This is a genomic window from Pseudomonas sp. Lb2C2 (genome assembly GCF_052112205.1).
Lineage (GTDB): Bacteria > Pseudomonadota > Gammaproteobacteria > Pseudomonadales > Pseudomonadaceae > Aquipseudomonas > Aquipseudomonas kilonensis.
In genome coordinates this window covers 395,938-418,078 of the sequence record NZ_JAUTYW010000002.1, presented here as the reverse complement: position 1 = coordinate 418,078, position 22,141 = coordinate 395,938, and the positions used below count along the sequence as shown (strand labels likewise).

Annotated in this window: 20 protein-coding genes; 7 read left to right on the top strand and 13 right to left on the bottom strand. The window is 62.7% G+C overall.

Annotated features, from left to right (window positions below; all coding sequences use genetic code 11):
• Positions 1-91: 91 nt before the first annotated feature.
• The 10 genes from lysS to Q7F16_RS06075 form a co-directional block, all read right to left on the bottom strand.
• Entirely contained in the window at positions 92-1,594 is a 1,503-nt protein-coding gene (gene lysS, locus Q7F16_RS06120) for a lysine--tRNA ligase (RefSeq protein ID WP_003198151.1), read from the bottom strand.
• Between the two features lie 109 nt (positions 1,595-1,703).
• Positions 1,704-2,799 (bottom strand): peptide chain release factor 2 gene (gene prfB / locus Q7F16_RS06115; RefSeq protein ID WP_095963568.1). Its coding sequence is split into 2 segments (ribosomal slippage): positions 1,704-2,726 and positions 2,728-2,799, totalling 1,095 coding nucleotides; the frame shifts between segments, so codons are not numbered across the junction.
• A 273-nt stretch (positions 2,800-3,072) separates the two neighbouring features.
• Complete coding sequence (locus tag Q7F16_RS06110) at positions 3,073-4,074, bottom strand: diguanylate cyclase domain-containing protein (RefSeq protein ID WP_409555919.1); 1,002 nt, start codon at positions 4,072-4,074, stop codon at positions 3,073-3,075.
• Positions 4,075-4,119: 45 nt separating this feature from the next.
• Positions 4,120-5,130, bottom strand: coding sequence for a chemotaxis response regulator protein-glutamate methylesterase (locus Q7F16_RS06105; RefSeq protein WP_204127606.1), 1,011 nt, complete (start codon positions 5,128-5,130; stop codon positions 4,120-4,122).
• Entirely contained in the window at positions 5,127-7,391 is a 2,265-nt protein-coding gene (locus Q7F16_RS06100) for a hybrid sensor histidine kinase/response regulator (protein WP_409555920.1), read from the bottom strand. Before Q7F16_RS06100 ends, Q7F16_RS06105 begins: the two co-directional genes overlap by 4 nt.
• Positions 7,388-8,059, bottom strand: coding sequence for a chemotaxis protein CheW (locus tag Q7F16_RS06095; RefSeq protein ID WP_014336750.1), 672 nt, complete (start codon positions 8,057-8,059; stop codon positions 7,388-7,390). The genes Q7F16_RS06100 and Q7F16_RS06095 overlap by 4 nt, the downstream gene beginning before the upstream one ends.
• Positions 8,056-9,321: a CheR family methyltransferase gene (locus tag Q7F16_RS06090; protein ID WP_014336749.1), complete on the bottom strand. Its 1,266-nt coding sequence runs from the start codon at positions 9,319-9,321 to the stop codon at positions 8,056-8,058. The genes Q7F16_RS06095 and Q7F16_RS06090 overlap by 4 nt, the downstream gene beginning before the upstream one ends.
• Entirely contained in the window at positions 9,318-9,854 is a 537-nt protein-coding gene (locus Q7F16_RS06085) for a chemotaxis protein CheW (protein WP_409555921.1), read from the bottom strand. The genes Q7F16_RS06090 and Q7F16_RS06085 overlap by 4 nt, the downstream gene beginning before the upstream one ends.
• Complete coding sequence (locus tag Q7F16_RS06080) at positions 9,854-11,476, bottom strand: methyl-accepting chemotaxis protein (RefSeq protein ID WP_046065339.1); 1,623 nt, start codon at positions 11,474-11,476, stop codon at positions 9,854-9,856. The genes Q7F16_RS06085 and Q7F16_RS06080 overlap by 1 nt, the downstream gene beginning before the upstream one ends.
• 282 nt (positions 11,477-11,758) lie before the next feature.
• A complete protein-coding gene (locus Q7F16_RS06075; protein ID WP_046065340.1) occupies positions 11,759-12,469 on the bottom strand; it encodes a tellurite resistance TerB family protein in 711 nt (236 codons plus the stop codon).
• Positions 12,470-12,651: 182 nt separating this feature from the next.
• Here Q7F16_RS06075 and Q7F16_RS06070 point away from each other — a divergent pair, with 182 nt between their 5' ends.
• From Q7F16_RS06070 to Q7F16_RS06040, 7 genes are all read left to right on the top strand, one after another.
• Positions 12,652-13,566 (top strand): LysR family transcriptional regulator, encoded by a 915-nt coding sequence (locus Q7F16_RS06070; protein ID WP_046065341.1) that lies wholly within the window; start codon positions 12,652-12,654, stop codon positions 13,564-13,566.
• 196 nt (positions 13,567-13,762) lie between these two features.
• Positions 13,763-15,220 (top strand): gamma-aminobutyraldehyde dehydrogenase, encoded by a 1,458-nt coding sequence (locus Q7F16_RS06065; RefSeq protein ID WP_079302049.1) that lies wholly within the window; start codon positions 13,763-13,765, stop codon positions 15,218-15,220.
• A 90-nt stretch (positions 15,221-15,310) separates the two neighbouring features.
• Entirely contained in the window at positions 15,311-16,462 is a 1,152-nt protein-coding gene (ydcS, locus tag Q7F16_RS06060; protein ID WP_186649984.1) for a putative ABC transporter substrate-binding protein YdcS, read from the top strand.
• Between the two features lie 219 nt (positions 16,463-16,681).
• Positions 16,682-17,719 carry an ABC transporter ATP-binding protein gene (locus tag Q7F16_RS06055; protein ID WP_409555922.1) on the top strand — a complete coding sequence of 346 codons (1,038 nt, stop codon included), beginning with the start codon at positions 16,682-16,684 and terminating at the stop codon, positions 17,717-17,719.
• 1 nt (position 17,720) lies between these two features.
• The gene (locus tag Q7F16_RS06050; protein WP_013692364.1) at positions 17,721-18,668 is read left to right on the top strand and encodes an ABC transporter permease; all 948 of its coding nucleotides are present in this window, start codon (positions 17,721-17,723) and stop codon (positions 18,666-18,668) included.
• Entirely contained in the window at positions 18,658-19,476 is an 819-nt protein-coding gene (locus Q7F16_RS06045; protein WP_409555923.1) for an ABC transporter permease, read from the top strand. The genes Q7F16_RS06050 and Q7F16_RS06045 overlap by 11 nt, the downstream gene beginning before the upstream one ends.
• 147 nt (positions 19,477-19,623) lie before the next feature.
• Complete coding sequence (locus Q7F16_RS06040) at positions 19,624-21,048, top strand: gamma-aminobutyraldehyde dehydrogenase (protein WP_046065345.1); 1,425 nt, start codon at positions 19,624-19,626, stop codon at positions 21,046-21,048.
• 63 nt (positions 21,049-21,111) lie between these two features.
• Here Q7F16_RS06040 and Q7F16_RS06035 read toward each other — a convergent pair whose 3' ends face one another.
• The 3 genes from Q7F16_RS06035 to Q7F16_RS06025 all read right to left on the bottom strand — a co-directional run bounded on the left by Q7F16_RS06035 (position 21,112) and on the right by Q7F16_RS06025 (position 22,104).
• A complete protein-coding gene (locus Q7F16_RS06035; RefSeq protein ID WP_046065346.1) occupies positions 21,112-21,513 on the bottom strand; it encodes a type II toxin-antitoxin system VapC family toxin in 402 nt (133 codons plus the stop codon).
• Positions 21,513-21,758, bottom strand: coding sequence for an AbrB/MazE/SpoVT family DNA-binding domain-containing protein (locus tag Q7F16_RS06030; protein WP_046065347.1), 246 nt, complete (start codon positions 21,756-21,758; stop codon positions 21,513-21,515). The genes Q7F16_RS06035 and Q7F16_RS06030 overlap by 1 nt, the downstream gene beginning before the upstream one ends.
• A 160-nt stretch (positions 21,759-21,918) precedes the next feature.
• A complete protein-coding gene (locus tag Q7F16_RS06025; RefSeq protein ID WP_003198116.1) occupies positions 21,919-22,104 on the bottom strand; it encodes a hypothetical protein in 186 nt (61 codons plus the stop codon).
• Positions 22,105-22,141: the final 37 nt, after the last annotated feature.

The window sequence follows — 22,141 nt, the reverse complement described above, 5'->3', positions numbered from 1 at the left end:
CCTCGCTCTTTGAAAAAGTAACCAATTGATACGTTTGTACCAGACAGGCAATAAAAAGCCGCCCTTCCAGGCGGCTTTTTAGTTGAAGCACTTACGCTTGAGGCCGCATGTGCGGGAAGAGAATCACGTCCCGGATCGACGGTGAGTTGGTCAACAACATCACCAGGCGATCGATGCCGATACCTTCGCCAGCGGTCGGCGGCATGCCGTATTCCAGGGCACGCACGAAGTCGGCATCGTAGTGCATGGCTTCGTCGTCGCCGGCGTCCTTGTCAGCCACCTGGGCCATGAAACGCTCGGCCTGGTCTTCTGCATCGTTGAGCTCGGAATAGGCGTTGGCGATTTCACGGCCACCGATGAACAGCTCGAAACGGTCGGTCACGCTTGGGTTCTCGTCGTTGCGACGGGCCAGCGGCGACACTTCGAACGGGTACTGGGTGATGAAGTGCGGCTGTTCCAGCTTGTGCTCGACCAGCTCTTCGAAAATCATCACTTGCAGCTTGCCCAGCCCTTCGAAGCCGAGCACCTTGGCACCGGCCTTCTTGGCGATGGCGCGGGCCTTTTCGATGTCGTTCAGGTCATCGGCAGTCAGTTCAGGGTTGTACTTGAGGATCGAGTCGAACACCGACAGGCGCACGAACGGCTCACCGAAGTGGAACACCTTGTCGCCGTACGGCACGTCGGTCGTCCCGAGAACAAGCTGGGCCAGCTCGCGGAACAGTTCCTCGGTCAGGTCCATGTTGTCTTCGTAGTCGGCGTAGGCCTGGTAGAACTCGAGCATGGTGAACTCGGGGTTGTGCCGGGTCGAAACGCCTTCGTTACGGAAGTTGCGGTTGATCTCGAAGACTTTTTCGAAGCCACCCACAACCAGACGCTTGAGGTACAGCTCCGGCGCGATACGCAGGAACATTTCCATGTCCAGGGCGTTGTGGTGGGTTTCGAACGGCTTGGCCGCCGCACCGCCGGGGATGGTCTGCAGCATTGGCGTCTCGACTTCCAGGAAGTCACGCTTCATCAGGAAGCTGCGGATGTGGGCGATGACTTGCGAGCGCACGCGGAACGTCTGGCGCACGTCTTCGTTGACGATCAGGTCGACGTAGCGCTGGCGATAGCGCTGCTCGGTGTCGGTCAGGCCGTGGTGCTTGTCCGGCAGCGGGCGCAGGGACTTGGTCAGCAGGCGCACGCTGGTCATCTCGACGTACAGGTCGCCCTTGCCGGAACGGGCCAGGGTGCCTTCGGCGGCAATGATGTCGCCCAGGTCCCAGGTCTTGACGGCGGCCAGGGTTTCTTCCGGCAGGGTCTTGCGGTTGACGTAGACCTGGAGGCGCCCGGTCATGTCCTGGATCACCATGAACGAACCACGATCGAGCACGATACGACCGGCCACCTTGACTGGAATCGCCGCCTCGGCCAGCTCTTCCTTGGTCTTGTCCGCATACTGCTTCTGCAAGACGTCGCAGTAGGCGTCGCGGCGGAAGTCGTTGGGGAAGGCCTGGCCCTTGGCGCGCTCGGCAGCAAGCTTTTCCTTGCGCAGGGCGATCAGGGAATTTTCTTCCTGTTGCAGGGCTTGCGGGTCGAGTTCTAGGTCGCTCATGTCTTTAAGGATTCCATCACAGGTTCGTTGCCCCCGGCCCCGGGCCGGAGTTTGCGGGCGAGTCATGCTCCTTGATGGAAGCGTGCCTGCCCGCCGCATGGGTGTCGCGTTACAGCCCTTGTTTGAGGCTGGCGATCAGGTATTCATCGATATCGCCATCGAGCACCTTGTCGCAATCGCTGCGTTCGATGCTGGTCCGCAGATCCTTGATCCGCGAGGCATCGAGCACGTACGAACGGATCTGGTGACCCCAGCCGATGTCCGACTTGGTGTCTTCCAGCGCCTGGGACGCCGCGTTGCGCTTCTGCACTTCCTGCTCGTACAGGCGAGCCCGGAGCATCTTCATCGCGGTGTCTTTGTTGGCGTGCTGGGAACGCTCGTTCTGGCAACTGACCACGGTGTTGGTCGGTACGTGGGTAATCCGTACGGCCGAGTCGGTGGTGTTAACGTGCTGACCACCGGCCCCGGAGGAACGGTAGGTGTCGATGCGCAAGTCCGCCGGGTTGATCTCGATCTCGATGTTGTCATCGATTTCCGGCGAGACGAACACAGCCGAGAACGAGGTGTGGCGGCGATTGCCGGAGTCGAACGGGCTCTTGCGCACCAGGCGGTGCACGCCGATCTCGGTCCGCAGCCAGCCAAAGGCGTATTCACCCTTGATGTGCACGGTGGCGCCCTTGATCCCGGCGACTTCACCGGCCGACAGTTCCATGATGGTGGCGTCGAAACCGCGTTTGTCAGCCCAGCGCAGGTACATGCGCAGCAGGATGTTGGCCCAGTCCTGGGCCTCGGTGCCGCCGGAACCGGCCTGGATGTCCAGGTAGGCGTTGTTCATGTCCATCTCGCCGCTGAACATGCGACGGAATTCCAGCTTGGCGAGGTTCTCGTCCAGGCGTGTCAGCTCGGCGACGACATCGCCGACCGCGCCTTCATCATTCTCTTCGACAGCCATGTCCAGCAGGTCGCGGCAATCGGCCAGGCCGCTGGACAACTCGTCCAGGGTCTCGACGATCTGCGCCAGCGCAGAACGCTCGCGGCCCAGCTCCTGGGCGTACGAAGGGTTGTTCCAGACATTCGGATCTTCAAGCTCGCGATTGACTTCGGTCAGACGCTCATGCTTTTGATCGTAGTCAAAGATACCCCCGAATAGTTTCGGAGCGCTCGGAGAGGTCCTTGATGGTGTTCAGGATCGGGTTGATTTCCATGGCGGGCAGCACTCGTTGGCGAACTTTTGAAAGCCGGCGAGTATAACGTAATCAAGCGCCAGCGGCAGCCCGCCTGGCGGCTTTAGGAACACCAATTCCTTGTACGCCACAGGTCCTGTGGCGAGGGAGCTTGCTCCCGCTGGGTTGCGCAGCAGCCCCAAAAGGAGCGACTCAACTCATCTGATACACCGAGCCGTCTGGTTTCAGGTCTGCTGCGCAGCCCAGCGGGAGCAAGCTCCCTCGCCACAAAAGCAATCTCACCAGGCAAGGAGCCTATTCAACCCCCACCCGATTACGCCCATTGTGCTTGGCCAGGTACAACCCCTTGTCCGCCGCCGAGATCAGTTGCCGGCAATCGCTACCCTGCTGGGGAATGAAGGTCGATACGCCGACGCTGATGGTCAGGTTCTCGCCGCCGTCGGGCGTGGTGTGGGGGATCTTCAGGGCGACGACGCTCTGGCGCAGTTTCTCGGCCATCAGCCGGGCGCCGCCAGGCGAGGTGCCGGGCAGGACCAGGGCGAATTCCTCGCCGCCGTAGCGGGCCGGTAAATCGGACGGACGGCTGCACGCGTCACGGATCGCCATGGCGACCTTGCGCAGCGCTTCGTCGCCCTCCAGGTGGCCGAAGTTGTCGTTGTAGGCCTTGAAGTAGTCCACATCAATCATCAGCAGCGACAGTTGGCTCTGGTCGCGCATCGCCCTGCGCCATTCCAGCTCGAGGTATTCGTCGAAGTGCCGGCGATTGGACAACCCGGTCAAGCCGTCGGAGTTCATCAAGCGCTGCAGCACCAGGTTGGTGTCCAGCAGTTGCTGCTGGCTGACCCGCAGTGCCCGATAGGCCGCGTCGCGCTGCAACAGCATCATGTAGGAACGCGAGTGATAGCGGATGCGCGCCACCAGTTCGATGTTGTCCGGCAACTTGACCAGGTAGTCGTTGGCACCGGCGGCGAACGCCGCGCTCTTGATCAACGGGTCTTCCTTGGTGGACAGGACAATGATCGGGATATCGCGGGTGGCCGGATGGTTACGGTACTCGCGCACCAGGCTCAGGCCATCCAGGCCGGGCATCACCAGGTCCTGGAGAATCACCGTCGGCTTGATGCGAATCGCGTGGGCGATGGCCTGGTGAGGGTCGGAGCAGAAGTGGAAATCAATGTTTTCTTCATTCGACAGCCCGCGCCGTACCGCCTCGCCGATCATCGCCTGATCGTCGATGAGCAAGACCATGGCGGCGTTCTCATCGCGCTTGAAATCGTCGAGCTGCAGATCATTCATGGTGGCTTACCTGAGTACGGCCTGGGGCAACGCTGGCGGGGTTCTTCATGGGGTAAAAATCTCCAACAGCCGTGGCGCGATAGCGTCCAGGGCGAGAATATGGGCGGCGGCGTCGATGGCGGCCGCCGCTTTGGGCATCCCGTACACCGCACTGCTGCGCTGGTCCTGGGCGATGGTCACATAGCCCTGCTGGCGCATGAGTTTAAGCCCTTGTGCACCGTCGCGGCCCATGCCTGTGAGCAATACACCCACCGCGTCACCGCTCCAGTACTGGGCGACACTTTCAAAAAACACGTCGATGGAGGGCCGGTAGATCTCGTTCACCGGCTCGGCGGTGTAGGCCAGGGTGCCGTCCTTCAACAAACGCAGATGATGATTGGTCCCGGCCAGCAACACCGTGCCGCTCTGTGGCGTCTCGCCCTGCCGGGCCAGGCGCACCGTGTGGCCCGAGACACTGCCCAGCCACTCGGCCATGCCGGCGGCGAACACCTCGTCCACATGCTGGACCAGCACGATGGCCGGGGTAAAGTCTCGCGGCAGCGCCTTGAGCAGCACCTCCAGCGCCGCCGGCCCGCCCGCCGACGACCCGATGGCCACCAGGCTCTTGCGCGACACTGCCGCACGCTGCGCCGCCGGCGCGGGTCGCTCACGCTTGTTGCGCTCACCGATCAGCCAGCCGATGTTGGTGATCTTGCGCAACAGCGGCGCCGCCGCGTCTGCCGGGTTACCGACGCCCAGGGCCGGGGTATCGACCACATCCAGTGCGCCATGGCCCATGGCCTCGAACACCCGGTGGACGTTCTGCTGGCTGTCACCCGTGACAATCACGATAGCGCATGGGCTGTCGGCCATGATCCGCCGGGTGGCCTCCACGCCATCCATGACGGGCATGAACAAGTCCATGAGGATCAGGTCCGGGGTGTATTCGGCGCTACGCTGCACCGCCTCGGCCCCGTTGGCCGCCACCCAGACCAGTTGATGCGCCGGCTCGAACGCCAGGGCGCGGCGCAGGGCTTCGACCGCCAGGGGCATGTCATTGACGATGGCGATCTTCAAGCGCGAGCCCCTCCGATCAACTCAACCACGGCGTCGAGCAAGGCGTCGTCGTGGAAACTCGCCTTGGCCAGATAATAGTCGGCCCCGGCGTCGAGGCCACGACGACGATCTTCTTCGCGATCCTTGTAGGACACCACCATCACCGGCAGCGACTGCAAGCGGTTGTCGCGCCGTAACAGCGACACCAGCTCGATGCCGTCCATGCGTGGCATGTCGATGTCGGTGATCAGCAAGTCGAAATCCTCCGAGCGCAATGCATTCCAGCCATCCATGCCATCCACCGCCACCGCCACGTCGTAGCCGCGACCCCGCAACAACTTGCGTTGCAGCTCGCGCACGGTGAGAGAATCGTCCACCACCAGGATCCGCTTGCGCGGGGCCTGGGCCTGGTTCTGCCGAGCGATGCGTTCCAGGCGCCCGGTATCGAGCAATTTGTCCACCGAACGCAGCAGGTCTTCGACATCGACAATCAACACCACCGAGCCATCATCGAGCAAGGCCCCGGCGGAAATGTCCTGGATCTTGCCCAAGCGTTCGTCCAGGGGCAGGACCACCAGGGTCCGCTCGCCAATGAAGCGCTCCACCGCCACGCCGTAGATCGTCTCGCGCTCGCGGATCACCACGACCTTGAGGGTCTGGCTGCCGTTCTGCGTCGCCGGGCGATTGAGCAACTGGCTGGCGGCGACCAAGCCGATATGCCGGCCTTCGTGCCAGAAATGCTGGCGACCTTCGACCTGGACGATGTCTTCCGACGCCAGGTCGCACATGCGTTCGATGTGGGCCAGAGGAAAGGCGTACGCTTCATCGCCGACTTCCACCACCAGGCTGCGCACCACCGAAAGCGTCAGCGGCACCTCGAGGTGGAAGCGACTGCCCTCGCCCGCCGTCTGCTCCAGCACCACCGCACCGCGCAGTTGCCGGACCATGTGCTGGACGGCGTCCAGGCCGACGCCGCGCCCGGACACTTCGGTGACTTTGTCGCGCAGGCTGAAACCGGGCAGGAACAGGAAGGTCAGCAGCTCCTCTTCGCTCAGGCTGGCGGCGGTTGGCTCAGGGGAAAGGCCGCGCTCGACGATGCTGCGGCGCACCCGTTCCAGGTCCACCCCGGCGCCATCGTCCGCCAGCTCCAACACCAACAGGCCAGCCTGATGGGAAGCCCGCAGGCGGATCAGGCCTTCGGCGGGCTTGCCGGCCAGCATTCGTTGCTCCGGGGTTTCGATACCGTGGTCCACGGCGTTGCGCAGCAAGTGGGTCAGTGGCGCTTCGAGCTTTTCCAGCACATCGCGATCGACCTGGGTTTTCTCGCCTTCAATCTCCAGGCGCACCTGTTTGCCCAGGCTGCGGCCCAGGTCACGGACCATGCGTGCCTGACCTGAAAGCACATCGGCGAACGGGCGCATGCGACAGGCCAGCGCCGTGTCGTACAGCACCTGCGCCCGTTGACTGGCCTGCCAGGCGAACTCATCCAGCTCGGCGGTTTTCTGCGCCAGCAATTGCTGGGTTTCGGCGAGCAAACGGCGAGCATCGCCAAGGGCTTCCTGGGCTTGCAGGCTCAGGGCGTGGTCCTTGAGGTGCACGTTCAGTTCTTCAAGGGCGCGCAGGCCGCCGCTTTGCTGGCGTTTGAGCCGCTGCAGCGTCGCCAGCCAGGGCTTGAGGCGCTGGGTCTCCACCAGGGACTTGCTCGACAGATCGAGCAAACTGTTGAGGCGTTCGGCCGTGACCCGCAAGACCCGCTCGCCGCCTTCGGTGACCCGTTTGCGCTTGGGAGCCGGCTCCGTTGCCGTGGGCGGTTCCACTTCTGGCAGCTCGACGCGTAGCGGCTCGACCGGTGTTTCGACGCTCGGTGACGCCACTGCCGGGGCCTGTGGCGCGTTGGGATCAAGCAGCCGCCCCATCAACCCCACATAGGCGTCGATGTCCGCGGCGCCGACGCTGTTGCCTGGGGTGGCGATGCGCGTCAGCAGGTCAGTGCCTTGCAGCAAGGCGTCGATATGCTCGGCGCTGAGTACCAGGCGCCGCTCCTGGGCGCTGACCAGGCAATCTTCCATCACATGGGCCACGCTAACCCCGGCGTCCACCCCGACAATGCGTGCCGCACCCTTGAGGGAATGCGCCGCGCGCATGCACGACTCCAGATAATCGGCCTGGGTCGGATCGCGCTCCAGGGCCAGCAGGCCTGCACTCAACACCTGGACCTGGGCTTCGGCTTCCAGGCTGAACAGCTCCAGCAACGAGGCGTCGCGCATCTGATCAGGGGTCATGACAGGCTCCGAGCCACAGCGGACAGCAGCTGTTCTTCATCCAGCCAGCGCAGGCTGCGGCCCTTGAAGGGCAGCACGCCACGGGTGTACTTGCCCGCCGATGGCGAAGCGCTCGCCAGGATGCGTTCATCAATGGCGTGGATGCCGTCCACCTCATCCACCGGCACCACCACCGGCCCGCCCTTGGCCGCGACAATCAACATGCGCGGCATGACCCGTGCGCCGGAAACCGCCGCCACGCCTGGCTCCAGGTCCAAAAGTTCCACCAGCGACAGGCAGGCCACCAGCGCCCCGCGCACGTTCGCCACGCCCAACAAGGCCCGCGAGCGCTGGTGGGGCAAGGAATGGATCGGCTGCAACGGCGCCACTTCCACCAGGCTGCGAGTGGTCAGGCCCAGCCATTCCTCGCCGAGGCGGAACATCAGCAGCGAACGCGTGACCACATCGGTGTCCACCGGGGCCAGGGACACGTCCCGCTGATCCTGCGGCAAGGCATAACGGTCGAGCAGCCGGGTGGCGGCCGCCGAATACACCGAGCAATTGCGGCAGTGGATATGCTCGACCAACAACGGACAGGATTTATCGCCATGCACGCCGATGCGATTCCAGCAGTCGTCGATAGCCTGGGCATCGTCATGGGTGACGGTGTAAGAAGCCGAACCGCTCATCGTTTGTGCTCACTGTCTGCCGCGCGCCCGCTACGGGCGGCGCGTTCCTGCAATCGACGGGCTCCAGCCGCGTCTCCCTGGGAAGCCAGCAGCGCCGCCAGATGCACCAGGGCCTCGGCGTGTTGCGGTTCAAGATAAAGCGCCTTGCGATAAAAACCCTGGGCTTCAAGGGCGCTGCCAGCCATGTCGCTGAGCAGACCCAACCAATAGAACACCTGGGCGTTTGGCGCGTGGCTGCCCAGGTAGGCCTCACAAGCCACGCGGGCCTCGGCGCTTTTGCCGCTGTTGGCCAGGGCGGCGATATTAGCCAGCAAGGTCGCGGCATCGCTGCTTTTGGGCTCGGCAATCGGCGTCACGTTCGCCGCAAACGGCCGCGGCCGAATCACTGGCGCAACGACGCGAGGCGGAGGCTGACGAACCGGCAGCGGGGTCGGCATCAAGGCCGGTAACGGTTGCGGCTCGGGTGCCCCCTGGCGACTGAAGGCGAACGATTGGGCGATCCCGATCGAGCGCATGCCCAGTCGGCCCAGCAAGCTGCCCTCGGCGGGGCCGATAAACAGCACACCGTCCTGATGGGTCAGGCGCTTGAGCACCTCGAACACCTGCTGTTGGGTCGGCTGGTCGAAATAGATCAGCAGGTTGCGACAGAACACAAAATCGTAAGGTGCCTCGTTCACCAGCAAAGCCGGATCCAGCAGGTTACCCACTTGCAAACGCACCTGTTCGCGCACCCGCTCGCTGAGGCGATAGCCCTCGTCTTCGGCGTCGAAGTGCCGCTCGCGAAAACCCAGCTCCGCGCCACGGAAGGAATTCCTGCCGTAGCGCGCTTCCTTGGCCCGCGCCACCGACAGCGGGCTGACGTCCAGGCCGTCTACCTTGAACTGATGCGGTCCCAGGCCGGCGTCGAGCAAGGCCATGGCAATCGAATAAGGTTCTTCGCCGGTGGAACACGGCAGGCTGAGGATGCGCAGCGCGCGCAAATGCTTGATCTCGGCCAGGCGCTTGACGGCCAGCCTGGCGAGGGTCGCGAAGGATTCCGGGTAGCGGAAGAACCAGGTCTCCGGGACGATCACCGCTTCGATCAGCGCCTGCTGCTCCGGGGTCGAATGCTGCAGGGCCTGCCAATATTCATCGGCGGTTCGCCCGGGCACGGCAATGATGCGCTGGCGCACGGCCCGCTCAATGATCGCGGTGCCGACGGAGGTCACATCCAGGCCGATGCGTTCCTTGAGGAAATCGAAAAAACGCTGGTCGTTGTTCATGGCGTTGCCTCGAGGTCATCGAGGTTCAGCGGCGGCACAGGAAACAGCAGCGCCCGAACGGACTCGTCGAGCAGGTCATTGACCCGCACCCATTGCAGCAACCCCTGGGCATCTTCGCGTACTGGGCCAAGGTACGGCGCCTGCCGGTTGTCCAGGCCATAGGGTTTGAAATCGGCCGGGTCACAGCGCACGGTGTCGGTCGCCTGTTCCAGGATCAACCCCAGCACTTGCCCCGTTTGTTGCGCGTCGCCCTGATAGCGCACCAGCACCAATCGCGTACTGGTCCGGGCCTGTGCGCTCTGGCCGAAGGTCAGGGCGCACAGGTCGATCACCGGCACCACCGTGCCGCGCCAGGCAAACACCCCCGCCACCCAGGACGGCGCCCGGGCAATCGGCTTGAGAGGCAGGCGCGGCAGCACTTCCACCACATCGATGGCCTGCAGGGCGTAACGTTCGTTGCCGATGCAGAACACCAGGAACAACGACTGGCGGGCCGTCGGTGCGGCGCCACGCCGGGTTTCGAGTTCGCCCATCAGACTTTGAAACGCGAGACGCCGCTGCGCAGTCCCACGGCGACCTGGCTCAGCTCGTCGATGGCAGAACTGGCCTGGCGCAGGGACTCCACGGTCTGGCTGCTGGCATCGCCCAGTTGCACCAAGGCGTGGTTGATCTGCTCGGCACCGGTGGCCTGGGCCTGCATGCCTTCGTTGACCATCAACACGCGCGGCGCCAGGGCCTGGACCTGATGGATGATCTGCGACAGTTGCTCACCCACCTGCTGCACTTCGGCCATGCCCCGACGCACTTCTTCGGAGAACTTGTCCATGCCCATCACACCGGCCGATACCGCGGACTGGATCTCGCGCACCATCTGCTCAATGTCATAGGTCGCCACGGCGGTCTGGTCGGCCAGGCGTCGTACTTCAGTGGCGACCACGGCAAAACCGCGACCGTACTCGCCGGCCTTTTCGGCCTCGATGGCCGCGTTGAGGGACAACAGGTTGGTCTGGTCGGCCACTTTGACGATGGTCACCACCACCTGGTTGATGTTGCCGGCCTTCTCGTTAAGGATCGCCAGCTTGGCGTTCACCAGGTCGGCGGCACCCATCACCGAATGCATGGTTTCCTCCATGCGCGCAAGGCCTTGCTGGCCGGAGCCGGCGGCCACCGAAGCCTGGTCGGCGGCGGTGGACACTTCGGTCATGGTGCGCACCAGGTCTCGGGAGGTGGCGGCGATTTCCCGGGACGTCGCGCCGATCTCGGTAGTGGTGGCGGCGGTTTCGGTGGCCGTGGCCTGCTGCTGGCGCGAGGTGGCGGCGATCTCGGTGACCGAGGTGGTGACCTGCACGGAAGAGCGCTGGGCCTGGGACACCAGCGAGGTCAGTTCGGCCATCATGTCGTTGAAGCCGGTTTCCACGGCACCAAATTCGTCTTTGCGCGCCAGGTTCAGGCGCCCGCTCAGGTCGCCGCTGCGCATGATCTCGAGAATCTCGACGATACGGTTCATCGGCCCCATGATCGCCCGCATCAACAACAGCCCGCACAGCACGGCGATGATCAGCGCGACCAGTAACGACAGGCCCATGGCGATCTTGGCCGCCGTGACCGCATCGCCAATGGTCAGGGTGGCGTTTTCCGCCAGCTCGCGATTGCGCTCGATGATCTGGTTCAAGTGCCCGCGGCCGTCGAGCCACGCCGTCGTCAGCTCTGTGTTCAGCGCCCGTCGCGCCCCTTCGTAATCCTTGCGCTGATACAGGTCCAGGACCTTCGCCAGGGCCTTGTTGAAGTCCTGGTGGTTGACCTCGAACTCATCGAAAGAGACTTGGTCTGCGGGGTTCTGGATCAGTTTTTGATAGTTCTGTATTTCTTCGCGCAGGTGCTGCTCGAAGCCCTGGTAGCGGGCCTTGTCCTCGGCGGTAATTTCCCGGTTGCCCGAAAGGCCGACGATTTGTTGGGTCAAGACGTAGCTGTCAACCCAGCCGCCGCGAATCATGGAACTGAAATACACCCCCGGCACAGCATCGACCCGGACGTTTTCTTCACTGTCCTGGATCTTCAACAACCGTGAATACGAGACAACCACCATCAGCAGCATAATGGCGATGATCACCGCAAAACTCGCCAGGATGCGTTGGCGCAATGTCCAATTCTTCACAGTAAAACCTCGGGCACTTGAAATGCTGGGCAGTATAGCCGAGGGCGGCGCCGGGCCAGTATGGCGGCGTGAGGGGATTTTGACGAAGGCGAGGCTCGTAGTTCTCTCAAGATGAGCAATGCCTCCTGTGGGAGCGAGCTTGCTTGCGATAGCGGAGTGTCAGGCAACGAAGCTGTGACTGACCGAGCCCCATCGCGAGCAAGCTCGCTCCCACAGGAAATGCGTTGGACACAGAAGTATCAGACGACACAAAACCACTGTGGGAGTTAGGTTGGGACTGATCTATACAGTCGCCTGGCGTACCTGTTTCTCCAACTCCACCTTCAACCCTGGCTCCAGTTTGAGTTGGCGCGCCAGTTCGTCGAGATAGGACTTCTCCATGAAGTTTTCCTCGTCCACCAGCATCACGCTGGCGATGTACATTTCCGCCGCGATTTCCGGGGTGCTGGCGGCACGGGCGACGTCGGTGGGGTCCAGGGGTTTGTTGAGTTCGGCGTGCAGCCAGTGTTGCAGTTCCTGGTCGTTGTCGAGCTTGGTGAACTCGCCTTCGATCAACTGCCGCTCGCGCTCGTCCACATGGCCATCGGCCTTGGCCGCTGCCACCAGCGCCTTGAGGATCGCCTGGCTATGCTGCTCGACCTGCGCCGGGGGTACACGGTCGAGGGTCTGCGGTTCGGTTTTCGGCGCGGTGCCCTGCTGGGCCTGCCAGTTGCCGTAGGCCTTGTAGGCGATCACGCCCAAGGCCGCGAGGCCACCATAGGCCAGGGCCTTGCCGCCGAAGCTGCGGGCTTTCTTGTTGCCCAGCAACAGGCCCATGGCCCCGGCGGCCAGTGCCCCGCCGCCCGCGCCGGAAAGCATCCCGCCCAAGTTGCCGGAGCCACCGAGCAACCCGCCCAGACCGCCGGACGACTTGCCTTGGGAGCCGCCAGCCTTGTTCTGCAACATTTCCTGGCCGGACTTGAGAAGCTGATCGAGCAATCCACGGGTGTTCATTTGTTGTCTCCACATTTCGGGTCAACGTAAGGCCCCCAGCCTAGATCGAAAGTGCCCCGGCGCCTCGGGCGAGATTGCTTCCAGATGTTGCTTGGCGCCTTCAGCGAAGCGCTCACCTACCCTTCTAAAAAAACGATATACACTCCAGCACATCGATAAAACCGCCCACTGGGTATTCGACCATGATGACCCTGCGTCAGATCCGCCATTTCATCGCCGTGGCTGAAACCGGCTCCATCTCTGCCGCTGCGCAAACGGCATTCATTTCCCAGTCCACTTTGACACTGGCCATCCAGCAACTGGAGCAGGAAATCGGCGTCAGCCTGTTCAACCGTCACGCCAAGGGCATGACCCTGACCCACCAGGGCCACCAATTCCTGCGCCAGGCCCACCTGATCCTGGCCACCGTCGACAACGCCAAGCGCAGCCTGCAACAAAGCACCGACCAGGTCGCCGGCCAAGTCACCATCGGCGTCACCAGCCTGGTCGCCGGCTACTATCTGGCGGACCTGCTGACCCGTTTCCAGCGCGCCTATCCCAACGTGGAGATCCGCGTGATGGAGGACGAGCGGCCGTACATCGAGCATTTGCTGGTCAGCGGCGAAATCGACGTCGGGGTGTTGATCCTGTCCAACCTGGAAGACCGCCACGCCTTGCAGACCGAAGTCCTGACGCATTCGCCACACCGCCTGTGGCTGCCGGCGCAGCACCCGCTGCTGGAGCACGACAGCATCAACCTGGCCGATGTGGCCCACGAGCCGCTGATCCAGCTGAACGTCGATGAAATGGACCGCAACGCCCAACGCCTGTGGCGTGGTGCCGGCCTGCAACCCAGGGTCACCCTGCGCACTGCCTCGACCGAAGCGGTGCGCAGCCTGGTGGCAGCAGGCTTGGGGGTGTCGATCCAGCCAGACATGACCTACCGACCCTGGTCGCTGGAAGGCGACATCATCGAAGCGCGACCGATTGCCGACCTCAACCAGACCCTCGACGTAGGCCTGGCCTGGCGCCGGGGCACGGCACGGCCGGCGTCGGTCGACCCGTTCCTGGCCGTCGCCCGGGAACAGCCTCATGGCGGACGCAAGCCATCTATTTAATCGAACGCAGCCTTGAGTATTTCGAATTTGTCGGCCCTGCGGCTGAGCACTAGTCTTGCTGAGCCCCAACAATCCATTGTGGGAGCGAGCTTGCTCGCGATAGCGGTGTGACAGGCAACATTAATTCGACTGATACACCGCTATCGCGAGCAAGCTCGCTCCCACAGGTTCTTTGTTTCAACTGAGACCTATAAAAATGGCTGGCACGCAAACCCCGTTGTGCACCGCGTTGCTGATCGACGGGGAACTCGTTCCCGGTGAAGGCATTGTCGAGCCGATCCTCAACCCGGCCACCGGCGAAGTGCTGGCTCACATCGCCGAGGCCAGTACCGAGCAGGTCGAAGCCGCGATCCTCGCCGCCCATCAGGCCTTCGACGGCTGGTCACGCACCACGCCGCAACAACGCTCGAACCTGCTGCTGGACATCGCCAGCGCCATCGAAAAGAACGCCGATGAGCTGGCCCGCCTCGAATCCCTGAACTGCGGCAAGCCGCTGCACCTGGCGCGCCAGGACGACCTCAGTGCGACGGTGGATGTATTCCGTTTCTTCGCCGGCGCCGTGCGCTGCCAGACCGGCCAGCTCAGTGGCGAATACCTGCCCGGCTACACCAGCATGGTGCGCCGCGACCCGATTGGCGTGGTGGCGTCCATTGCGCCGTGGAATTACCCGATCATGATGGCCGCGTGGAAAATCGCCCCGGCCCTGGCTGCCGGCAATACGCTGGTGTTCAAGCCGTCGGAACACACACCGCTGTCGATCCTGGCCCTGGCGCCGACACTGGCCCGGATCCTGCCACGAGGCGTCATCAACATACTCTGCGGGGGCGGCGAAGGTGTGGGCAGCCATCTGGTCAGCCATCCCAAGGTGCGCATGGTCTCGCTGACCGGCGATATCGTCACCGGGCAGAAGATCCTCCAGGCAGCAGCGAAAACCCTCAAGCGCACACACCTGGAGCTGGGCGGCAAGGCGCCAGTGATCGTGTGCAACGACGCCGACATCCAGGCCGTGGTCGAAGGCGTACGCACCTACGGCTATTACAACGCTGGGCAGGATTGCACGGCGGCGTGTCGGATCTACGCCCAAGGCGCAATTCACGACCGTCTGGTGGCCGAACTCGGCGCGGCCGTCAGCAGCCTGCGCTTTGCCGGCAAGCGCGACGCCGACAATGAGATCGGCCCGCTGATCAGCACCCGTCAGCGCGACCGCGTGGCCAGTTTTGTCGAGCGCGCCCTCGGTCAGCCACACATCGAACGCATTACCGGCGCGGCGGTGCATTCCGGCGCCGGTTTCTACTACCAGCCCACGCTGCTGGCCGGCTGCAAGCAAAGCGATGAAATCGTCCAGCGCGAAGTATTCGGCCCGGTCGTCACCGTGACCCGCTTCGACGAACTCAGCCAGGCGGTGGACTGGGCCAACGACTCCGAATACGGCCTGGCGTCCTCGATATGGACCCAGAACCTGGACAAGGCCATGCAGGTGGCGGCACGCCTGCAATACGGCTGCACCTGGATCAACAGCCATTTCATGCTGGTCAGCGAAATGCCCCACGGCGGCCTGAAACGTTCGGGCTACGGCAAAGACCTGTCCAGCGATTCGCTCCAGGACTACAGCGTGGTGCGCCACATCATGGCCCGCCACGGCCAGCATCTGTAGATAACAGCACTACTCTAATAACAGGCCATCCATGGCGCTTCACCCTGTTCGAACACTGCCCCGACCATAATTAAAGCAAGAGGGATTTCCATGTACGCGCACAAGACCGTATTGCTCAGCGCAATCACCACGGCGCTGCTGACCAGCGTCAGCCTCCAGGCCGCCGAACCGCTCAAGGCCGTCGGCGCCGGCGAGGGCCAACTGGATATCGTCGCCTGGCCGGGTTACATCGAACGCGGCGAAAGCGACAAGGCCTACGATTGGGTCAGCGGTTTCGAGAAGGAAACCGGTTGCAAGGTCAATGTGAAAACCGCCGCCACCTCCGACGAAATGGTCAGCCTGATGACCAAGGGCGGCTACGACCTGGTCACCGCCTCGGGCGACGCCTCGTTGCGGCTGATTGCCGGCAAGCGTGTGCAGCCGATCAACACCGCACTGATCAGCAACTGGAAAAACCTCGACCCGCGCCTCAAGGATGCGCCGTGGTACGTGGTCAACCAGCAGACCTACGGTACCCCGTACCAGTGGGGCCCGAACGTGCTGATGTACAACACCGATGTATTCAAGCAGGCGCCCACCAGTTGGAGCGTGCTGTTCAGCGCCCAGGATTTACCCGACGGCAAGCCGAACAAGGGGCGCGTGCAAGCCTACGATGGCCCGATCTACATCGCCGACGCGGCGCTGTACCTCAAGACCGCCAAGCCTGAGCTGGGCATCAAGGACCCGTACCAACTCGACGAAGCCCAGTACAAGGCTGTGTTGGAATTGCTGCGGGCCCAGCAACCGCTGATCCACCGCTACTGGCACGACACCACCGTGCAGATGAGCGATTTCAAGAACGAAGGCGTGGTGGCATCCGGCGCCTGGCCGTATCAGGTCAACGGCCTGATGAACGAGAAGCAACCGATCGCCTCGACCATTCCGAAGGAAGGCGCCACCGGTTGGGCCGACACCACGATGCTGCACGCCGAGGCCAAGCACCCCAACTGCGCGTACAAGTGGATGGACTGGTCGCTGCAACCGAAAGTCCAGGGTGACGTGGCCGCGTGGTTCGGCTCGTTGCCGGCGGTGCCTGCGGCGTGCAAGGGCAGCGAGCTGCTGGGCGCCGAGGGCTGCAAGACCAACGGTTTCGATCAGTTCGACAAGATCGCCTTCTGGAAAACCCCACAGGCCGAGGGCGGCAAGTTCGTGCCGTACAGCCGCTGGACCCAGGACTACATTGCGATCATGGGCGGGCGTTAAACCCCAGCACATAAATGGGAGTAGCCCCTGTGGCGAGGGAGCTTGCTCCCGCTGGTGTGCGAAGCACGCCCAAAACGGCCGACGCGGTATTAGCTGACACACCGCATTGGCTGGTTTTGGGGCGGCTACGCCACCCAGCGGGAGCAAGCTCCCTCGCCACGGGGTCGCGTGCCAATCATTGAAGGTTCATACCCGCCCCGCTTTTTGGAGCCCCGCACCATGACGCTTGCAGTCCAATTCACCCAGGTATCCCGTCAATTTGGCGAAGTGAAAGCCGTTGACCGGGTTTGCATCGACATCCAGGACGGCGAGTTCTTTTCCATGCTGGGCCCCTCCGGCTCGGGCAAGACCACCTGCCTGCGACTGATCGCCGGGTTAGAACAACCCTGTGCCGGCTCGATCCGCATCCACGGCGAAGAGGCCACCGGGCTTGCGCCGTACCAGCGGGACGTCAACACGGTGTTCCAGGATTACGCTCTCTTCCCCCATATGAACGTGCGCGACAACGTGGCCTACGGCCTGAAAGTCAAAGGCGTCGCCAAGGCCGAGCGCATCAAGCGCGCCGACGAAGCGCTGGAGATGGTTGCCCTGGGCGGTTACGGCGAACGCAAGCCGGTGCAGCTCTCCGGCGGCCAGCGTCAACGGGTGGCCCTGGCCCGCGCGTTGGTCAATCGCCCGCGAGTGTTGCTGCTCGATGAACCTTTGGGCGCCCTCGACCTGAAGCTGCGTGAACAGATGCAGGGCGAATTGAAGAAGCTGCAACGCCAGCTGGGCATCACCTTCATTTTCGTCACCCACGACCAGACCGAGGCGCTGTCGATGTCCGACCGCGTGGCGGTGTTCAACAAGGGCCGCATCGAACAGGTCGACACCCCACGCAACCTGTACATGAAACCGGCGACCACCTTCGTCGCCGAATTCGTCGGCACCTCCAACGTGATCCGTGGCGAGCTGGCCCGGGAACTGAGCGGTTATCCACAGCCGTTCTCGATTCGCCCGGAACACGTGCGTTTCGCCGAGGGCCCGTTGGCCAGTGGTGAGATCGAAGTCCACGGCCTGCTGCACGACATCCAGTACCAGGGCAGCGCCACGCGCTACGAGTTGAAACTTGCCAACGGCCAGACCCTGAACCTCAGCCAGGCCAACACCCAGTGGCTCGACAACACGGCCCAGCACCAGACCGGCCAGCACCTGAGCGTACGCTGGGCGCGGGAGGCGATGGTCGCGCTGCACGACACCGTCAGTGGCGAGGTGTGAGATGAACACCCTGGCCATCGCTCAAACGCCCACGCCCGGTTCACCGTTGCGACGCTTTTCCAACCTGCTGTACCGGCGCCCCAACCTGTACCTGTCGATGTTGCTGGTGCCGCCGCTGATCTGGTTCGGCGCGATCTACCTGGGCTCGCTGCTGACCTTGTTGTGGCAGGGTTTCTACACCTTCGACGACTTCACCATGGCGGTCACGCCGGACCTGACCCTGGCGAATTTCGCGGCGCTGTTCCAGCCGTCGAACTTCGACATCATTTTGCGCACCCTGAGCATGGCGATAGCGGTGTCCATCGCCAGCGCCATCGTCGCGTTCCCGATTGCCTACTACATGGCGCGCTACACCAGTGGCAAGACCAAGGCGTTTTTCTACATCGCGGTGATGCTGCCGATGTGGGCCAGCTATATCGTCAAGGCCTATGCCTGGACGCTGCTGCTGGCCAAGGGTGGCGTGGCGCAGTGGTTCGTCCAGCACCTAGGCCTGGGGCCGGTGTTGCAGTTCGTGCTGGGGATCCCGGGCGTGGGTGGCAGCACCTTGTCCACCTCACACCTGGGGCGTTTTCTGGTATTCGTCTACATCTGGCTGCCGTTCATGATCCTGCCGATCCAGGCGTCCCTGGAGCGCCTGCCGCCATCGCTGCTGCAAGCCTCGGCCGACCTGGGCGCCAGGCCACACCAGACGTTCATGCAGGTGATCCTGCCGCTGTCGATCCCCGGCATTGCCGCCGGCTCGATCTTCACCTTCTCGCTGACCCTGGGGGATTTCATCGTGCCCCAGTTGGTGGGCCCGCCGGGCTACTTCGTCGGCAGCATGGTCTACGCCCAGCAAGGCGCCATCGGCAACATGCCCATGGCCGCGGCGTTCACCCTGGTGCCCATCGTGCTGATCGCGATCTATTTATCCATCGTCAAGCGACTGGGAGCTTTCGATGCACTCTGACTCTCAAGACCGGGCCTCGTGGGGCTTGCGGATCGCGGCGTGGGGCGGGCTGGTGTTCCTGCACTTCCCGATCCTGATCATCTTCCTCTACGCCTTCAATACCGAGGACGCCGCGTTCAGCTTCCCGCCCAAGGGCCTGACCCTGAAGTGGTTCAGCGTCGCCTTCTCGCGCCCGGATGTGCTGGAGGCGATCAAGCTGTCGTTGCAGGTCGCGGCCATCGCCACGCTGATCGCCATGGTGCTCGGTACCCTGGCTTCGGCGGCGCTGTACCGTCGGGATTTCTTCGGCAAGCAAGGCATTTCGCTGATGCTGATCCTGCCGATTGCCTTGCCGGGGATCATCACCGGCATTGCGCTGCTGGCGACCTTCAAGACCCTGGGCGTCGAGCCCGGCATGTTCACCATCGTCGTCGGCCATGCAACCTTCTGCGTGGTGATCGTCTACAACAACGTCATCGCCCGCCAGCGCCGCACCTCCCACAGCCTGATCGAGGCGTCGATGGACCTGGGCGCCGACGGCTGGCAGACCTTTCGCTACATCATCTTGCCCAACCTGGGGTCGGCACTGTTGGCCGGTGGGATGCTGGCGTTTGCGCTGTCATTCGACGAGATCATCGTCACCACCTTCACCGCCGGCCACGAACGCACCTTGCCGCTATGGCTGCTCAACCAACTCAGCCGCCCGCGCGATGTGCCAGTGACCAACGTGGTGGCGATGCTGGTGATGATGGTCACGATGGTGCCGATATTGGGCGCGTATTACCTGACCCGTGGCGGTGAGAGCGTGGCCGGTAGCGGCGGGAAGTAGAAGGGCTTTTTGTGGGAGCGAGCTTGCTCGCGATGACTGACAAACACTCAACACAGATGTCGACTGTAAGACCGCTATCGCGAGCAAGCTCGCTCCCACAGGGATCGGTTCCAGCAGACACAGAACTGCTTCGATGAGGACAATGCTATGCAAACCAAACTGCTGATCAACGGCCATCTGGTGAACGGCGAAGGCCCTGGCCAGGCGGTGTTCAACCCATCGCTGGGCCGGGTGCTGGTGGAGATCAATGAAGCCAGCGAAGCTCAGGTCGATGCCGCCGTGCGCGCCGCCGATGCTGCCTTCGAGGCCTGGTCGCAAGTGCCGCCCAAGGACCGTTCGCTGTTGCTGCTCAAGCTGGCCGATGCCATCGAAGCCCATGGCGAAGAACTGGCGAAGCTGGAGTCGGACAACTGCGGCAAACCCTTGAGTGCCGCGCTGAATGACGAGATCCCGGCGATTGCCGACGTGTTCCGCTTCTTTGCCGGCGCCAGCCGCTGCATGAGTGGTTCGGCGGGCGGCGAATACCTGCCAGGGCACACCTCGATGATCCGTCGCGACCCGGTGGGCGTCATCGCCTCCATCGCGCCGTGGAACTACCCGCTGATGATGGTCGCCTGGAAAATCGCCCCGGCCCTGGCGGCCGGTAATACCGTGGTGCTCAAGCCGTCGGAGCAGACCCCGCTGACGGCGCTGCGCCTGGCAGAACTGGCGTCGGAGATTTTCCCCGCCGGCGTACTCAACGTGATCTTCGGCCGTGGGCCAACCGTCGGCAACCCGCTGGTCACCCACCCGAAAGTACGCATGGTGTCGCTGACCGGCTCCATCGCCACGGGCTCGAACATCATTTCCAGCACATCCGACAGCGTCAAACGCATGCACATGGAACTGGGCGGCAAGGCTCCGGTGATCATTTTCGACGACGCCGACATTGACGCCGCCGTGGAGGGCATCCGCACCTTCGGTTTCTACAACGCCGGCCAGGACTGCACCGCCGCCTGCCGCATCTATGCCCAGCAAGGCATCTACGACCAGTTCGTCGAGAAACTTGGCGCCGCGGTGGGCAGCATCAAGTACGGCCTGCAAACCGCGCCAGACACCGAGATGGGCCCGCTGATCACCGCCCAGCACCGCGACCGCGTGGCCGGTTTTGTCGAACGGGCCATTGCCCAGCCGCATATTCGCCTGATCACTGGCGGCAAGGCCGTGGACGGCAATGGGTTCTTCTTCGAGCCGACGGTGCTGGCCGACGCCCAGCAGGATGACGAAATCGTCCGCCGGGAAGTCTTCGGGCCAGTGGTGTCCGTCACACCCTTCGTCGACGAGGCACAAGTGCTGGCCTGGGCCAACGATTCCGACTACGGCCTGGCCTCATCGGTATGGACCACCGACATCGGCCGAGCCCATCGCCTGTCGGCACGCCTGCAATACGGCTGCACCTGGGTGAACACGCACTTCATGCTCGTCAGCGAAATGCCCCATGGCGGTCAGAAACGCTCCGGCTATGGCAAGGACATGTCCATGTATGGGCTGGAGGATTACACGGTAGTGCGGCATGTGATGTTCAAGCATTGAGCCAATGCTAATTGCGATTACACCACGACCAAGGGGACGATACTGGTCGTGGTGAAGCACATCTCACAATGGCACCACCAACTGCACCGAAGGAAAGTAACTTCGGTAACGCTTCGCATCACGTGTAAGCAAAGGAAGACGCTTGACAGCCGCATGGGCACCGATGAAAAAATCGGCAAGCACATTATTTTTGCCACCGCCCACCTTTCGATAACGCACAAAAGCCTTCCCTGCCAAAAACAACGCCGGACGAGGTACCTCCTGCATTAGCAGCCCCATCTCTTCGACAACCTCATCCAACGCTTCGAAGGTAGAAAATGTCTGGGAAAGTTCAGCATAAATAACTGGATTGATTACCAAATTGTGAATTCTGGATTGGGCACGCATCTGCTCGATGGACCAATCAGCCCAAACCGGATCATCCTCCAGCACATCGATCAAGACGTTGGTATCGACCAATATCATCAGTCTTCACCACGCAACAGGGCCATAAGATCGTCTGTGCGCCATTTGATATCCGCCCTGCCACGGACAGCTTCAAAGCGATCACTGGTGGCAGCCTCGGCTGTTCCAGGCTTACCTGCATGCAGCACTACCTCGCCCTGTGCATTGATGCTGAACTCTACCGCACAGCCAGGAATCAAGTGCAGCGCGTCGCGAATGGGTTTGGGAATGGTGACTTGTCCTTTACTGGTCATAGTCGTCGGCATTGTATTCTCCTCGAAGTATTACTTTGCATAGAAAAGTAATACTTCACGCTCAGGCCTGCAACCGCCGCTGACGGTAGGCCGACGTGCTTGGCCTCGTTTGAAAACTGCCACTCGTTGGTAGGAAAACTGCGAGGCCATTTAAAGGCTGCAGTGTCTCTGGTCAAAACCGCGAAACACTGCGCATCGCATCCACCAGATAGCGCATGGCGATGCGGTCGTTTTCCGACAACTCCCGATAGCGCTCCACCAGTCTCAATTCTTCCAGGCTGAGCCGGCGTGTCCTGCGCGGGTTGGTCAGGCCTGGAAAGATCCCCAGCATTTCGGTAATGCCCTGTATTTTTGTCATGAGTTGTCCTTCTTTACGTCGAGGTTGACCTGATAGC